Below are 16519 nucleotides of genomic sequence, written 5' to 3'. Positions count from 1 at the left end.
TCACTTGGCGGTCTCGGCCTTGAGATAGGCGATCAGCGCGGCGCGCTTGGAAGGATCGGCGACACCGATCGGCATCCGCGTGCCCGGCACCTTCTTCATCGGCGCGGCGATGAATTCGGCCAGTGTCTTGTCATCCCATTTCAGGCCCGATGCCTTCATGGCGGGGGAATAGTTGAAGCCGGGCACCGATCCCGCCGCCCGTCCGAACACACCGTTCAAATTGGGGCCGACACCGTTGCGGCCGCCCTTGTTCAGCGTGTGGCAGGCGCGGCATGCGGCAAAGGCCTGCGCGCCCGCCGCCGGTGCGCTCTGCGCCGTCAGGGGCGCGTTCGCCGCGACCACCAACGCCACGGTCCCTGGCAACGCGGCCAGCCAAAACAGCTGCCTCATCCTCGCTCTCCCATTATATTCTTGTCCAGACTCGCTGGTTCGGGAGAAAGTTTAGCGGTAAACCACTGTCTTGCAAGCACCGAATCCCGCCGATCGAACGGGGAACATGGAGGACAGGATGACCAACGGGCGCAAGTTGCGATTGGCGATGGCAGGCGGCGGCGAAGGCGCGTTCATCGGCGCGATCCACCGCATGGCCGCCGCGCTGGACGGCGACTGGGAACTGGTCGCGGGCGCGTTCAGCAGCGATGCCGGGCGCAACCGTCGCACCGGCGCGCAACTGGGGCTCTCCCCCGACCGGGTCCACGCCACGCTGGACGCGCTGCTCGCCGACGAACGCGGGCGGGGACCGGACGAGCGGATCGATGCGGTCGCGATCGTCACCCCCAATTATCTCCACGCCCCCATGGCGATCGCCGCGCTGGATGCCGGTTTCCCGGTCTTCAGTGAAAAGCCGATGGCGATGAACCTCGCCGAGGCGCGGGCGATCGCCGATGCCGTGCGCCGCTCGGGGCAACTCTACGCGCTCGCCTTCACCTATAGCGGCTATCCGATGGTCGAGGAGGCGCGGGCGCGGGTCGCGCGCGGCGATTTCGGCGCGATCCGGCTGATCCATGTCGAATATATCCAGGGCTGGCTCAGCCGCCCCCTCGACCGCGAGGGCAACAAACAGGCCGAATGGCGGACCGACCCGGCGCGGGCAGGCCTTGGCGGCTGCCTTGGCGATATCGGCACCCATGCCTTCCAACTGGCCGAACATGTCTCCGGCCATCGGGTCGAGGCGCTGTCCGCCGACGTGACGACGCATGTCGCGGGGCGGATGCTGGACGACGACGTCAATGTGCTTGTCCGCTTCGACGGCGGGGCGCGGGGTACGCTGCGCGCGACGCAGGTGGCGGCGGGCGAGGAGAATGGCCTGCGGCTGCGCATCCATGGCGAACGCGGCGGGCTCGAATGGTCGCAGATGGAGCCGAACACGCTGACGCTGCGCTGGCTCGACCGCCCGGCGGAAATGGTCCGTGCGGGCGGGCCGGGCCTCGCCGACACCACCCTGCCCCGCCTGCGCACACCCTCGGGCCATCCCGAGGGCTATATCGAGGCGTTCGGCAATCTCTATCGCGCGGTCGCCCGCCTATTGCGCGAGCAGGGCCCCACGGACGGCGAGCCGATTGGCGGCGCGGGCTGGTTCCCCGGACTAGAACCGGGGCTGCGCACCATGGCCTTTGTCGAGGCGGTGCTGGCCAACGCCGCCTCGAACGACAAATGGACGCCACTCTCCGTTCCGATGCGATAAGAGGCTGGCCTTGGCGCGGGCGGCCGCCTGTCGGCAGGCCCCCCGCGCTGCCCCGGTCGCTTACGGCTTCAGGAACGAAGGGTCGCGATAGGCGGGATCGGGATAGTGGTAGAAACCATGGCCGGTTTCCACACCCAGCCGGTTCTGGTCGATGAAGTCGCGCTTCAGCCAGGCGGCAACCGCCGCCGCGTTCGGTTCACCCCGTTCCGCCTGCGCGGTCACGATGTTGAACGGCGTCCGCAGGCCGATCATGTCGAGCGTCGCGAAGGGACCATACTCAGCCTGCTGCGCGATCATCCAGGTGCGGTCGACATCCTCGAAGGTCGCGACACCATTGGCGACCAGGCCCAGCGCCGACTGGAGCCAGGGCACGAGCAGCGTGTTGAAGATATAGGCGGGCTGTTCCTTGTGCAGGATCAGCGGCACCAGGCCGATCGACCGCGCGAATGCGACCACCTGCTCGAACACCGCCGGATCGGTACCGGGATGGCCCATCACCTCGCCGATATTGCGCAGCCAGATGTCATAGGCGAAATGCAGCGCCAGGAACCGGTCGGGGCGGCCGGTCGCATCCGCGATCGCACTGGGCGCCAGCGTCGAGGAATTGGTGGCGAAGATCGTCCCGGCGTCCGCGACTTCGGCCAGCCGGGCGAAGAAGTCACGCTTGACCGACAGGATTTCCGTCACCGCCTCGATCACCAGTTGCGCACCCTGCGCCGCCTGCGCCAGATCGGTCGTGCCGGTCAGGCGCGCGATCGCCGCATCGGTTTGCTCCTTCGTCGCGCCCAGGTCACGGGCATAGACCGTGGCCAGGCCCTGCCACTTGGCATCGAGCGCGTCGATCGCCGCGTCGCTGATGTCATAGACGCGAACGGTCTTGCCGTGAAACGCGCTCTGGAACGCGATCTGCGCGCCCAGCACGCCCGATCCCGCGACGACAATGGTAGTGATGGCACTCATCCTGCGGCCCTCCGATATTGTTGACCTGCCGGATGCCGCCGGGCCAACGCGAAAGAGGCCGGTCGAGGACGGCGCTCACCAGCCGTCGCCGGCCCGCGCGCGAAACGCCTCGGTCCATCCCCTCCCGCGCTACCCGATCGGCAGTCTGTCAGGAGACCGATTCTAGGCCCGGCAGCGGCTATCCCAAATGACCGAACGGGCCGCAGACTTTATGCTTCGGGCCATTCGCCTTTCACATCACATGTGGCGCAACAGAGCGAGCAGCCGGTCGAAGCGCTTGCCATAGGGTGGGTGGAACAGCGCGGTCCCGGCCAGGCGCGGCTGGTCCAGCACCGGCTTGTAATGGCTGAAGGTGCGGAATCCCCATTCGCCATGATAGGCGCCCGTCCCGCTCGCCCCGACGCCGCCAAAGGGCTGGTCCTCCTGGGCCAGGTGCCAGAGGCAATCGTTGATCGTGACGCCCCCGGCATGGGTTTCGCGCAGGATACGGTCGCGCCGCCCGGCATCGCGCCCGAACCAGTACAGCGCCAGCGGCCGGTCCCCCGCGACCACATGCGCGATCGCCGCGTCGATATCGTCGACCTCCAGGATCGGCAGCAGCGGCCCGAAAATCTCTTCCCGCATCACGCGCATCGCGGGGGTGGCGTCCAGTATCAGGGTCGGCGGATATTTCGCGCCGGCGCGTTGCGGGTCGGCCAGCGCCACCACCTGCGCGCCGTGCCCGCGCGCGTCCTCGACCAGCGCCGCCAGCCGGTCGCGGTGCCGGGGCGACAGGATCGCGGTATAGTCGGGTGTCTCGGGCATCGCGGGATAGAGCCGCCGGACCGCGGCGGCGAGGTGGTCCGCCATCGGGCGCGCCATCCCGCGCGGGACCAGCAGGTAATCGGGCGCGATGCAGGTCTGCCCCGCATTCAGCAACTTGGCGAAGGCGATCCGCTCCGCCGCCTGCACCGGATCGGCCGATCGGTCGACGATCGCGGGCGATTTTCCGCCCAGTTCCAGCGTCACCGGGGTCAGATTGGCGGCGGCGGCGACCGCCACCTGCCGTCCCACCGCCGTCGATCCGGTGAAGAACAGGTGATCGAAGGGCAAGCCGACAAAAGCCTGTCCCACATCGACCCCGCCGGTCACGACAGCGACCTCGTCAGGGTCGAACGCGGCGGCGATCAACCGGGCGAGCAGCGCCGAGAAGCACGGCGTCAGTTCCGACGGCTTGATCATCACCCGATTGCCCGCCGCCAACGCCGCGACGCACGGCCCCAGCGCCAGCTGGAACGGGTAGTTCCACGGCGAGACGATGCCGACCACGCCCAGCGGTTGCGGCATCAGCCGATTGCGCGCGGGGCGGAAATGCAATGCGGTCGGCACGCGGCGGGTGCAGCTCCATCGCTTCAGATGCGCGCGCGCGTGGCGGATCCCGCCCGCCACCACGAACAGCTCGGCCAGCCGTGTCTCATGCGCGGACCGGCCGCCGAAATCGGCATCGATCGCGGCGACGATCTGGTCCTCATGATCGACGGTCAGCGCCAGCAACCGGTCGAGTCGCGATCGCCGGACCGCCAGCGAGGGCCAGGGTTCGGCGGCGAAGGCCGCGCGTTGCGCGACAAGGCGTGCGTTCAGATCCATGACGGCATCCTCCTTGCGGTCGCCGCGCGCGCATGGCGCATGACGCGGCGACCAGGTTGTTTTATATTCGGGGCCAGATCGGCAACAAGGGCGACGCGGTGGAGCACTGGGATTATTCGCGCAGCATGGGCGGCATCGTGGTGCTGGTCGAATTCGCGGTGCGGCGCGGCGTCCCCATCGCCCAGTTGCTGGAGGGCAGCCGGATCACCCGGACGCAGTTGCGCGCGCCGGAGGTGGAGATCGCCGCGGTGCAGGAGTTGCGCGTGCTGCACAATCTGGTCGCGGCGCTGGGCGATCCGGTCCGGCTGGGCATCGCCGCCGGCCAGCAGTTCCATTTCGCCACCTTCGGCGTGTGGGGACTGGCGCTGGTCAGCAGCGCGACGGGGCGCGAGGCGATCGCGCGCGCATTGCGCTTCCTGCCGCTGACCCATGCCTTCACCGCCATCACCTTCGAGGAGCGCGGCGACGCACGCGACAGCGAGGCGATCCTGTCCTTCGCCGAACCGGCCCTGGACGCGGATGTGCGCGATTTCATCGTCGCGCGCGACATGACGACGGCGGCGACGCTGCTGAGCGAAACGCTGGGCCGCGACGTCACCCCGCGCCATGTGCGGATGACGGCGCGGCCCCGCCCCGATGCCGACGCCCCCCTGCCCGACCTGTTCGGCACGCGCATCGAGACCGGGGCCGCCGCCAACCAGATCGTCTTCGACCCCGCGGTGCTCACCCGCCCGCAACCTCAGGCCAATCCGGTCACGGCGGCGATGTGCGAGACGCTGTGCCGCGACCGGCTGGAGCGTCAGCAGCATGGCCTGAAGACCAGCACCCTGTCCGCGCTCTATCGCAACATCGATGCCGATCATGCGCCGGGCCGCCTGTCGGACTTTGCCCGGCTCGCCAATACCAGCGAGCGCACGGTGAAGCGGCGCCTGAAGACCGAGGGGACGAGCTTCAGGGCGCTGTCGGCCGACGGGCGGCAGATGCGCGCCGAACGGCTGCTCGCCGACGCGCGGCTGAGCATCGGCGACATCGCCGACGAACTGGGCTTCAGCGACCTGTCCAGCTTCTCCCAGGCGTTCAAGCGCTGGACCGGCGTCGCGCCCAGCCTGTACCGCAAGCGTCTGCACGGCGGGTCAGGCGGCTAGCCGCTCGCCCGCGCCGCCATTGACGCCCAGGATCAGATCGGCGGCCCGTTCGCCGATCATCGCGGTCGGCGCCTGAGTGTTGCCGCTGATAAGGCTGGGCATGATCGATGCGTCCGCCACCCGCAGCCCGATCACGCCGCGCACGCGAAGACGGGGATCGACGACCGAGGCCGGATCGTCCCCCATCCGGCAGGTGCCGACCGGGTGATAGATGGTATCGGCATGGTCACGGATCAGCGCGCGCAGCGCCGCCTCCTCATCCCGGCCGGTGCCGTAGAGCGGACGCCCCTTGAGGGCCGCCAGCGCGGGCGCGGCGACGATCCGCTGCGCCAGCTTCGCGCCCTTGACCAGCGTCTCCATATCGCGCGGATCGCTGAGGAAGCGCGGATCGATCAGCGGCGCGACGCGCGTGTCGGCACTGGCCAGCCGGACTTCGCCCCGGCTGTGCGGGCGCAGCGCGCAGACGTGGAGCGAATAGCCGCGTCCCAGATGCATCTTGCGATTATGGTCGTCGACGATCCCCAGGCAGAAATGGAGTTGCAGGTCGGGGCGGTCGAGCAGCGGATCGCTTTTGACGAAGCCGCCCGCCTCGGCGACATTGGTGGTCAGCATCCCGCGCCCGCGCTTGCGCCATGGCCCGAGCGCGCCCGCGCCTTGCAGGACGGTCGCGGCGCTGAGCCCGAACAGTCCGTCGGCGCCGGTGCGCATCCCGATCGTATAGTCGATATGGTCCTGAAGATTCGCGCCAACCTCCGGCGCGTCGTACACGACGGGAATGCCATGGTCGCGCAGATGCGCGGCGGGGCCGATGCCTGACGCCATCAGCAATTGCGGCGTGCCGAACGCGCCCGCCGCCAGCACGACCTCGTGCCGCGCGATCAGCCGATGCTCGGCCCCCTCGCGATGATAGCGCACGCCGGTCGCGCGCGTCTCCTCGAACAGCACCCCCGCACAGGGCGCGTCAGCGATCACCATCAGGTTGGGATAGCCCTTGCCCAGATAGGCGCGCGCCGCGTTGAACCGGCTCCCATTCTTCTGAAACACCTGATAGCGGCCGACGCCTTCCTGCACCGCGCCGTTGAAATCGGGATTATGGGGATAACCGCATTGCATCGCCGCCTCGACAAAGGCATCGGTGGCGGGATTGTCCTCGCGCAGATCCTCGACTCGCAGCGCGCCGCCCGCACCGTGCAACGCGTCGCCGCCGCGTGCATTGTCCTCGGCCCGCTTGAAATAGGGCAGCACCTCCGCCCAGCTCCAGCCGGTGCATCCCGCCTCGGCCCAGCCGTCATAATCCTCCGGTTGGCCGCGCACATAGATCATCGCGTTGATGAGGCTCGACCCGCCAAGCCCGCGCCCGCGCGGCTGGAAACCACGACGGCCGCCCAGTTCGGGCTGCGGCACCGTCTGATAGGCGTAATTGTGGCGCCCGCGAAAGGCGACCAGCGCGGCAATGCCGAGCGGAACGTCGGACAGGATCGAGGTGCGGGCCGGCCCCGTTTCCAGCAGCGCAACGGTACGATCCGGGCGGGCCTGCGCCAGTCGCACGGCGGTGGCGCATCCGCCCGGCCCCGCGCCGACGACGATATAATCGACCACATCGCTCATGATCCTGCTCCTTGTTCTGTTTTCGTCTGTTTTAGGCTCGTGGCGGTCAGGCGTCGATCCGCGCGCGTTCCGGCGTCTCCACCGGAGACTGTTCCTCCTGCCGCCCGGCCCCGGCGACACGCTGCCGCGCAAAGGCCGCCAGCGTGCCCAGCGCGCGCCGCGCGGACAGGAGATAGGCCGCCTGGAGCGGGAAGACATGCCAGCGCCGGGCATGGACCTCGACCCGACACGCCACGCCGTGGCGACGCGCCTGCTCGCCCAGCGCGGTGGCATGGCCCAGCAAGATCTCCTGCTCGCCGACCTGCACGAGCATCGGCGGCAGGCGGTCGAGCGGCGTCTCCAACGGACGATGCTCCGACGCCGTGGCGGGCAATCGATACCAGCGCAACGCCTGCGCCAGCCAACCGCGCCGGATCATGGGATCGCTCGCACCCGCCCCCCGATCCCCAAGCGTCGGGTCGGTGACGGGCGACAGCAAGGCAAGCCCGGCGGGGCATTCGCCATCCCGGTCGCGCAGCGACAGCGCCAGAGCGAGCGCCAGCGCCCCGCCCGCCGAGTCCCCTGCCACCACGATCAGGTCGGCCGCATGGCCCGCACGCCGCAGCGCGTGCCAGGCAGTCCGGGCATCCTCCAGCGCGGCGGGATAGGGATGCTCGGGCGCGAGGCGATAGTCGGGCACCCACACCGGCAGGCCCGAGGCCCGCGCCAGGCGCGTCGTGATGGCGCGATGCGTCCAGCGGCTACCCAGGCAGAAGGCACCACCATGCAGATAGAGGATGGCGCCCCCCGGCTGGGCCGCCGGCGCGTCGGGCGTGACGGTGTCGATGCGCAGGCGTCCTAGGTCGGCGCGACCTTGCCGCACGCCGCCCACCCCGGGCATCAGCGTCGACAAGGCCGCGACGACGCCACGCTGTACCCCGGCCGGCACGGGCGGCCCGACCAGCGGGCGGAAGGCGCTACGCAGGACGCCGCGCAACGCACTCGCCGTCACCCGTTCCACCAGCGCGCGGGGTGCCAGGATCAGCCGCCCCGCCGCCGCCGTCCGGCTGAAGACATAAGCCTCCAGTCCGCTGCGCCGGGTGAGCCAGCGATAGGTCAGGGTGAATCCCGGCCAGTTGGTGGTGTTGCGGCCCTGTTCGTTGACATACCAGCTCTGGCAACCGCTCCAGACCGTCTGGGTCAGCCGCGCCTGCACATGCGCATCCTGCCGGGCGAAGGCGTCGGGTGCGACCTCGACACGGCTCGCGCCGCTCGCCTCCATCCGGTCGAGACAGCGCATGACATGGGCGATCTGCGATTCCAGCATGTAGACGATCGAATTGTGCCCCAAATTGGTGTTGGGGCCATAGAGCATGAAGAAATTGGGAAAGCCCGGAACCGTGATGCCCAGATAGGCCGAAGCCCCCGCATTCCACACGCGGTTCAGGTCCAGCCCGTCGCGCCCGGTGATCCGCATCGGGCTGAGAAACTCGGTCGCGGCGAAGCCCGTGCCGTAGATCAGCACGTCGAACTCGCGCGTCTGTCCATCCACCGTCTCGACCCCATGGGGGGTCAGGCGCCGGATGCCGTCCGTGACCAACGCGACATCGGGCCGCGACATGGTGCCGAGATAGTCGTTGGACAGCAACAGGCGCTTGCACCCGATCGGGTAATCGGGAGTCAGCTTCGCGCGGATCGCGGGATCGGGCACCTCGCGCCGGAGCAGCGTGCGGAACGGTCGCCCCGCGAACACGTCCATCAAGCCCTTGAAACGGGTGAAGGCCAGCGCGCGCGCCTCGTAGCGCAGATAGATGCCCAGCCGATGCCGCCGCATCGCCAGGCCGCTTCGGGCGAAGCGACGCCGCTCGCGCGCCGAGTAAGGGCGATCCGCCTTGGAAATGACATAGGCGGCGGAGCGCTGGAACACGGTGAGATGCGCCACCCGATCGGCGATGGCGGGCACGAACTGGATCGCCGAAGCGCCGGTGCCGATAACCCCGACGCGCTTGCCCTCCAGGGGAATGTCATGATCCCAATGGGCGGAATGGAAAGCGGGGATGGCCAGATCCTCGCTGCCCGGCAGGCGCGGCACGGCGGGTCGGCTCAACTGCCCCACCGCGCTGAACAACAGGCGCGCGCGCAGTTCCCCGCCATCGGCCAGCCGGACGACCCACAGGTCCGCCTCCTCGTCGAACGCCGCGCCGGCCACCTCGGTGCCGAAGCGGATATGCGGATACAGGCCGTCCTCCGCCGCGCAGCGTTCCAGATAGGCGTGGATCTCCGCCTGCGGCGCGAAGACGCGCGACCAGTTCGGATTGGGCGCGAAGGAGAAGGAATAGAGATGTGACGGCACGTCGCATGCCGCGCCCGGATAGACATTATCGCGCCAGACGCCACCGACCCCCGCCGCCTTTTCCAGCAGCACGAAATCGCGGATGCCGCGCGCCCTGAGCGCATGGGCGATGCCGATCCCGCCAAAGCCCGCACCGATAATGATCGCCTCATGACAGGCACGCGGCATCACCGCCGCACCCATATTCGCCGCGTTCCGATCGTTCGCCATAACATCCTCCACCGTGTCGCCCGCCCCACCGGGGCGGCTCCACCCGTCCTTCAGGCCACGTCCACCCGCAGGTCGGCCGCTCGCGCGGCCTCCGCACGGACCGTTTCGCGCAGATCCTTGCGCGACAATTTGCCGACCGCCGTGCGCGGCAGTGCGGCGCGGATCTCGATCGTCACCGGCATCTCGATCTTGTTGAGCCGTTCCGCCAGATGCGCGCGCAACCCCGCGACGCTCGCCTCCGCACCGGGACGCAGGGCGACAAAGGCATGCGGGCTTTCACCGCGATAAGCGTCCGGCAGCCCTAGCGCGATCGCCTCGGCCACGGCGGGATGCTCGTACAGCGCCTCCTCGATCATCCGCGGATAGACATTGTACCCGCTGCACAGGATCACATCCTTGATCCGATCGACCAGGAACAAATGCCCCTCGGCGTCCAGATATCCGACATCCCCGGTGCGCAGCAGGCCGTCCTGCAGCACCCGCGCGGTCTCCTCCGGCTGTTGCCAGTATCCGCGCATCACCTGCGGCCCGCGCACGCAGACCTCGCCAATCTCGCCGGGGCCGAGCGGGCCCCGCGCCTCGTCGGTGGCATGGATCTCGATCCGCGTTCCCGGCAACGCGATCCCCGCGCTATGGTCGCAGGGCGGTGCGTCGACGGGATTGCATGCGACCACCGGCGACGCTTCGGTCAGCCCATAGCCTTCAACCAGGCGCGTGCCGGTGCGCCGCTCGAACGCCTCGCGCACGTCGAAGGGCAGCGGCGCTCCGCCCGAGATACACGCCGCCATGGTCGAGAAATCGGGGAGTTGCTCCACCGCCACGCCGTTGACCGCCCCGTAAATGGTCGGCACCGCCGACAACAGGGTCGGCCGCGTCCGCGCGATCGTCCGCAACAGGCCATCGACATCGAAGCGCGGCAGCAGCACGATCTGGGCCGCCAGTCGGACCGACAGGAGCAGCACCGTGGTCAGCGCGAAGACATGGAACAGCGGCAACACCGCGACCGTGCGATGGTCGGCGTCCGGCTCCAGGTGCAGATGCAGCCGGATCTGCTCGCAATTGGCGAGCAGATTGCCATGGGTCAGCACCGCGCCCTTGGGCACGCCGGTCGTCCCGCCGGTATATTGCAGAACGGCGGGCATGTCGGCCGTGACCGGCACCGCCGGACAGGTCGAGGCCTCCGCGATCAGTGCGCCGAAATCCCGCCAGTCCGACGGCATCGCGCCGGCGGACGCGACGTCCAGCGGGCAGCCGATGATCGCCAGCCCCGGCCGTTGACGACGGACCTCGGCCATCGTCGCGACCTGCATGGACAGGTCCGAGACGAACAGCGTGTCGGTTCCCGAATCCCGGGCGATCTGCACGATCTCACGCGCGGTGTAGAGCGGATTGAACTGCACCACGATCGCGCTGAGGCGGAGCGCGGCAAAGAAGCCGATGACGTACCAGGGGGAATTGGGCAGGCACAGCCCCACGCGGCTCCCCGGTCCGACGCCCATGCGACGCAGCCCATCGCTCGCCTGCGCGACCAGATCACCCAGTTCGCGATACGTCCAGACGTGCCCGGCCAGATCGAGCGCAGCCCGATCCCCCGCCCGGCGGACCGCCGCGTCGAGCAGATCCGACAGGCCCGTACCCGGCAACAGACTATCGGAGTCGCCCGACGTCATCGCCCGCTCCGGAGCGGTTGATGCCGAATGCGCCCATCGCCTGCTTCTGTCGGGCATCCAGTGCCCCGGCTTGCGGACAAGCCCAACGACCACGCCATAGGCGTCGGGTCGAAAATCCGCCAGATGGCGTCCTTCATCGATCCTCTCCCATTCCTTGCATCGCTCGTGGCGATACCTTGCCCGCATTGTGGACCCTCTCGCGGCCCAAGGAATGTTGGAGCGGGACAACGACTTTATCGAATGGGCCAAATGGCCGGCATGATCGCAGCGGCGAACTGGACGCGCGACACGACGCCCGACGGGAGATTCAAAGACGCCCGCAGCACGCGAGCAGCCCCGCCGCGGCGCCAGGACGGGCCTATCGCGCCGCCCTGGCGCGATGCCACGTGAACAGGCCGGTCGTCCCCGCCAACACCTCAGGCGGCGACGTCCCCCACGGCCCCGATATCGTCGCGATCGACAGGCCCGCCATGCTCGCGACCCATGCCATGCGGGGCCGTCGGTCCGGCGCTCCGCGCGCCATGCGACCGAGATGCCAGCCTGACCAGCGGCCGCATCCGGCGTTCGGCGGTTCGCCAGTTCAGCACCATGAGCGCGGCGATGCCGCAAAGCACCGGCGGCAGCGTGAAGGCCAACTGGATCGCCCGGATCTCGGCATCCGGCACCGCGCCCTCCTTGCCCGCCGCGCCGATCGCCATCAGGGCCAGCCACGCCCCGGCTCCCATCGCCAGCCGCAAGGTGATGTTGCTGACCGAATAGCAGCTTGCGCCGTGCCGCAACCCACTCACGGCCGCATCGCGGGCGACCTTTGCGACCATCGCGCGCAACAACAGGTAGTCGACGCCGTAGAACAGGCTGCGCGCCATCAGGAACAGCGTCACCGGCACTACCGCCCCGGACGGCAGCAGAAGCGCGAGCGGGGCCAGCGCCACCTGCCAGCCATAAGCGAGCATCAACAGCTTTTCGGGCCCGACGCGCGCGGCGACCCTGCTCCAGATCGGCAGGGTCAACAACGGCATCGAACACCCTTCCACCGAATAGCCGTCATCGGCGGTCTGCTGCAACAACAGGCCCGACCAGCTTGCGATGTTTCCGGCGGCGATGTCGCCCTCGACCCCCAGCACCAGATCATTGGCGAATTGGTGGTTGAAACCGGCATGCAGGCCGCCCAGCATATTTCGCATGGTCTGGTCATAGCGGCTGCCATTCTCCAGATCAGCGGCAACCCCTGCGCTGGTGGTGATATTCCCCTTGGTCTTGCCCATGCCATAGCCGAAGTCCGCGCCGACATAGGGGCCGCTCCAGTCCACCGCATCCGCATTGCCGCGCCCGCCGAACCAGTTCCCCGGCCACAGGCCGTTGGTCCGGCCGAGCGTGCTGGTGATGCCGATACGGAATGTCCGCCCCGGCGCGGGGATGTAGCCGAGGCTCATCGCCTCGTTATAATAGCGGTCGGTAAGGTTATCGATGCTCCAGTTGAAGGCGACCGCGTCGTTCAGCTTGTAGCTGCCCGTCACATCCACCAGCGTGTAAGGATGCCATTCGATCGCGGAAATCAGGGGCAGGAAGCCGCTGGCGGGCTTTTCGGCGCCGATGGCCCGCTTCCCCATATAGGTCAGGCGCGCGCCCAGCATCGCCCGGTCCTTCAGGAAGGTCTGATTGACCGCAAGATTGGCGGACCAGCGGGGCGGGATATAGTTGGTCGCGAAATCGGATGCCAGCGAGCTGTTGACACAGGCGGCGCCCGCCGTGCGACAGAATATTATGCGATCATAATAGGTCGCTCCGGCGTCGAGGCTGAAGCCACCGACCTTGTAGCCGATATTGCCTTCCAGCCCACGGAACCGCGCCGCATCGATATTGAACATCTGCATCGAGCCGATAGACGGCATCCATCGGCGCGCGATATAGCCGTCGACATCATTGTCGAACCAGACCAGCTTCAGACCGAGGCTATCGTCATCCGACACGACGCTGGTCATGCTGTAATTGGCGCCGAATTCCCAATTGTCCGCCACTTCCTTGTGCAGATCGGGATTGGCGACATAGAAAAAGCCGGTGGTCGCCTCCATCAGCGAAGGCAGGCGGGCGGCATGTTTGTAGTTGGCGAAGATCTGCACCCCGTCGACGGGCATCAGGACCGCGCCCAGCGAATAATTGAACGCGTCTTCGCTGCGCTTCAATATATCGCCATGATAGACAGTGCCCGACTGCCGGTCGTCGAGCGTATAATGCTGATAGCGCATCCCGCCATCCAGACGCAGCCAGTCGGTTGCCAGCAACGCCATCTGCGTGAACAGGCTGACCTCCTTGCGCGTGCCCTCCCGGCCCGGCGGGGTGGAGGCATCCTTGATCCACCGATCGACCGGCCCTGCCTTTTCATGCAGATAGGACAGGCCGTAATCAGCCGAGAAATAACCGATCGGCGTGCCGAACCGGCTGCTGTTGCTGACGTCCGCGCCCCAACTGTCGACATAGCGGCGCACCAGATTGCTGTTGGCAAGCGACGGCGCGCTTTCCCGCATCTTGGAAAGCCAGCCATTGATCTTCAGGTCGATGGCGTCATCATCCGGGTTCCAGCGATAGCGCGCGGTGAAGCGATCGAGGCTGGTCTGGGACAGCACGTTATTCTGTGTGACCGCCGACGCCGTCCCGCCCATGGCACCCGGATAATTCTCGCCGAACGTGCTCCAATAGCCGCCATAGCCGAGTTCGAGGCTGTGATCGTCCGCCGGGCGGATCGACGCCTTCATCAGCACGGATTCAGTGTCGGTCGATGTGTTGAGCACCTGCTCACCACCCGCAAAGGCGGTCGATCCATATTTGTCGTAGAAGGCGACCGCGCGATCGCAGAGCTGCTTCAGGTCCGTCTCATTGGTCCCCGCCACGCAGAAGGGCGACGGCGTGCCGGTTTCCCTGGGCGCATATTGGCTGTTGCGGCCCGCGAAATAATTGCCGGTGCGCCGGAGAGAATAGCCCGCCAGCAGGTCGATCCGATCATCCTTGCGCGCGAAGACGAAGCTGGCCGCGCCGCCACGCGGGCTGAGGAAGCCGGGGCGGTCCCGCTCGCGCGTGGCCGCCATCGGATCGCCGTAAAGGGTGCGCGGGGCGATCAGGCTGCGGGTCATGTTGGACCCCGGCTCGGTGCTGTTGTTGGACACCGACGCCTTCACGCGGAGGGCCATGGTGTCGCCCTGGGGAACGATGTCGTCCGCGCCCAGCGTCTTCATCGAGACCGAACCGCCAATGCCGCCCGCGATCGCATTGCTGTTGGACGGCCCTTTCTCGATCGAGACATGGCTGATGAAGTCCGGGTCGACAAAGCTGCGATTGCTGGTGCCCTGATACCCGCGGTAGACGGTGGTGCCGTTGATCGCGCCATCGACCGTCACGGGCACACGGCCCTGCCCCTGCAGGCCACGGATGTTGACGTCCAGGCCGCCGCTCGTCCGCGCCTCGCCCGAAATGACGCCGGTCACACCGCGCAGCATGTCCGCCGGCGACTGCGCGGGATAGGCGTCCAGTGTCTCCTTGCTGATGACGCTGACCGAACCCGGCGTCGCATAGACCGTCTGCGCCGTGCCGTCCCAACCCGCGGCACGGCCATTATCGCCCGCCCGGCCGCCGCCGCCCGAAAAATCCTCCACCCGCAATGTGCCGAGTTGAACCGCGCCATTCCCGGCCTGCGGCACCGGTTCGAGCGTTACCCGATTGCCGCCGCTCACACGGAAGGTCAGCCCCGTGCCTGCCAGCATATGCGACAGCGCCTCGAGCGGAACGAAACGCCCCTGGACGGCCGCGCTGCGCCGCCCTGCGACCTTGTCCGCTTCATAGGCGATCTGGAGGCCCGCGCGCTGGGTCAGCGAGAGCAGCGCGGCATTGAGATCCTGCGCGGGAATGGTCACGTCGATCTGCTCTTGCGGCCCTTGTGCCGCGGCCGCCCGTGGCAACGCCGTGCCACTTACCGCCAGCGCCCATGCGCTGGCCGCCACCGCGAAAACAGCCCGCCTGCCGCGCGCCCGGCGACCATTGCCGATTACCCCCATCATGATCCCTTCCAAAAGCCTGTACCGGGCCTAATGCGCTAAACATTCTCATTAGCGTTTATCATAGACGTCCGGGGGTGCGGGATTCGGTAAAGCTTTTTTCTACTTTCTTGCGAAACGCCGGAAAGGCAGTGCGGCGTCAGGCTCAATAGAGGACGGTGAACAACGGGCCGCTCACCCGCCGCGCGCCCGTCTCGACCGCCAAGGCGGACAGGGCGCCATCGACATCGCTCGCCTCGAACACGCCGCTGACCCTTTGTCGCGCGAGCCGATCGCCGATGATGACAATGCGTCCCGCGCGGTAGCGATTGAGACCCTCCACGACCCGTGCCAGCGGCTCACGATCGAACACCAGCCGCCCATGCCTCCAGGCCAACGCCTGCTCCGCACTGACGTCCGCCGTTTCGCCCAGGTCGCCATCGCGATCGTAACGCACCCCCTGCCCCGGCGAGAGAATAATATGCCGGACGCGGCCCGCACGATCGGCGGCCGAAACGGCGACGTCATGCTCCATCACCGTCACGTCGACGCTATCGCGCGCGCGATCAACCTGAAAGCGGGTGCCCAGCGCCCGAGCGGTCCCGTTGGATGCCGCCACGATGAAGGGCCTTCCGCCAGCCTGCGCCCTGGGAACCGCGGTGAAATAGGCGACACCGGAGAGCAGCTCGATTCGACGCTCATCCCGGCCATAATGGACCGCGATGGCGCTCGACGGCCCCAGCGCCGCGCGGCTTCCATCGGGTAGCGTCACGCTCTCCATCTGCGCGACGCGGGTGTGATAATCGGCGCGCCAATAGGTCACGGGATCGCCCAGCCATGCACTGCCGACGCCGATCGCACAGACGATGCTGGCGGCCAGCGCCGCAAATGACGCAAAGCGGCGGCGACCAGCATCATTGGCCGGCCTGGCACGATCCGCCAAGACACTGTGCCGACCGAGCGAACCGGGCACCCTGCTCAATTCCCCCATATGCCGCCACGCCGCCTGTGCCTGCTTGAACGCGGCGGCATGATCGGGATGGGCGATCAACCACGCGTCGAAGGCCCGCCGATCCTGCGCGTCGAGCGGCCCCGCTCCAAGGCGCACGACCCATTGCGCCGCAGCAAGCTCGGGATCGTCGACAGGGCTCTTATCGTCCGCCACGCGGTCCGCTTCCGACGTCATCCATGACAGCCCCTATTCTCGACACCATTCGGGCAACCTCATCCCATTCTCTGCACAGGACGTTCGAGCAGCG

The 16519-nt window shown here is 67.9% G+C and carries 10 protein-coding genes; 2 read left to right on the top strand and 8 right to left on the bottom strand.

The window, feature by feature from the left end:
- Positions 1 to 390: a c-type cytochrome gene (locus tag RN629_RS05440; protein WP_407034257.1), complete on the bottom strand. Its 390-nt coding sequence runs from the start codon at positions 388 to 390 to the stop codon at positions 1 to 3.
- A gap of 118 nt (positions 391 to 508) precedes the next feature.
- Between RN629_RS05440 and RN629_RS05435 the strand changes: the two genes are divergently transcribed.
- Positions 509 to 1684, top strand: coding sequence for a Gfo/Idh/MocA family protein (locus RN629_RS05435; RefSeq protein ID WP_407034256.1), 1176 nt, complete (start codon positions 509 to 511; stop codon positions 1682 to 1684).
- 60 nt (positions 1685 to 1744) lie between these two features.
- Here RN629_RS05435 and RN629_RS05430 read toward each other — a convergent pair whose 3' ends face one another.
- The gene (locus RN629_RS05430; RefSeq protein ID WP_407034255.1) at positions 1745 to 2644 is read right to left on the bottom strand and encodes a 3-hydroxyacyl-CoA dehydrogenase; all 900 of its coding nucleotides are present in this window, start codon (positions 2642 to 2644) and stop codon (positions 1745 to 1747) included.
- Between the two features lie 237 nt (positions 2645 to 2881).
- Positions 2882 to 4270: a coniferyl aldehyde dehydrogenase gene (locus tag RN629_RS05425; protein WP_407034254.1), complete on the bottom strand. Its 1389-nt coding sequence runs from the start codon at positions 4268 to 4270 to the stop codon at positions 2882 to 2884.
- A gap of 56 nt (positions 4271 to 4326) precedes the next feature.
- On the opposite strand from RN629_RS05425, the gene RN629_RS05420 reads away from it, so the two are divergent.
- Positions 4327 to 5415, top strand: coding sequence for an AraC family transcriptional regulator (locus tag RN629_RS05420; RefSeq protein ID WP_407034253.1), 1089 nt, complete (start codon positions 4327 to 4329; stop codon positions 5413 to 5415).
- Here RN629_RS05420 and RN629_RS05415 read toward each other — a convergent pair.
- The 5 genes from RN629_RS05415 to RN629_RS05395 form a co-directional block, all read right to left on the bottom strand.
- Complete coding sequence (locus tag RN629_RS05415; RefSeq protein WP_407034252.1) at positions 5404 to 7023, bottom strand: GMC family oxidoreductase; 1620 nt, start codon at positions 7021 to 7023, stop codon at positions 5404 to 5406. The genes RN629_RS05420 and RN629_RS05415 overlap by 12 nt on opposite strands.
- Before the next feature lie 46 nt (positions 7024 to 7069).
- Positions 7070 to 9565, bottom strand: a complete 2496-nt coding sequence (locus RN629_RS05410) for an alpha/beta hydrolase fold domain-containing protein (RefSeq protein ID WP_407034251.1) — start codon at positions 9563 to 9565, stop codon at positions 7070 to 7072.
- A 50-nt stretch (positions 9566 to 9615) separates the two neighbouring features.
- On the bottom strand, positions 9616 to 11235 hold the full coding sequence (locus RN629_RS05405) for a long-chain-fatty-acid--CoA ligase (RefSeq protein ID WP_407034250.1): 1620 nt from the start codon (positions 11233 to 11235) through the stop codon (positions 9616 to 9618).
- A 416-nt stretch (positions 11236 to 11651) separates the two neighbouring features.
- Positions 11652 to 15284, bottom strand: a complete 3633-nt coding sequence (locus RN629_RS05400; RefSeq protein WP_407034249.1) for a TonB-dependent receptor domain-containing protein — start codon at positions 15282 to 15284, stop codon at positions 11652 to 11654.
- Between the two features lie 142 nt (positions 15285 to 15426).
- Complete coding sequence (locus RN629_RS05395) at positions 15427 to 16425, bottom strand: FecR family protein (RefSeq protein WP_407034248.1); 999 nt, start codon at positions 16423 to 16425, stop codon at positions 15427 to 15429.
- Between the last annotated feature and the right edge of the window lie 94 nt (positions 16426 to 16519).

Origin of the sequence: Facivitalis istanbulensis (assembly GCF_040560405.1) — a bacterium.
Classification (GTDB): Bacteria; Pseudomonadota; Alphaproteobacteria; order Sphingomonadales; family Sphingomonadaceae; genus Sphingomonas; species Sphingomonas istanbulensis.
This window is presented reverse-complemented; position numbering and strand designations above follow the sequence as displayed.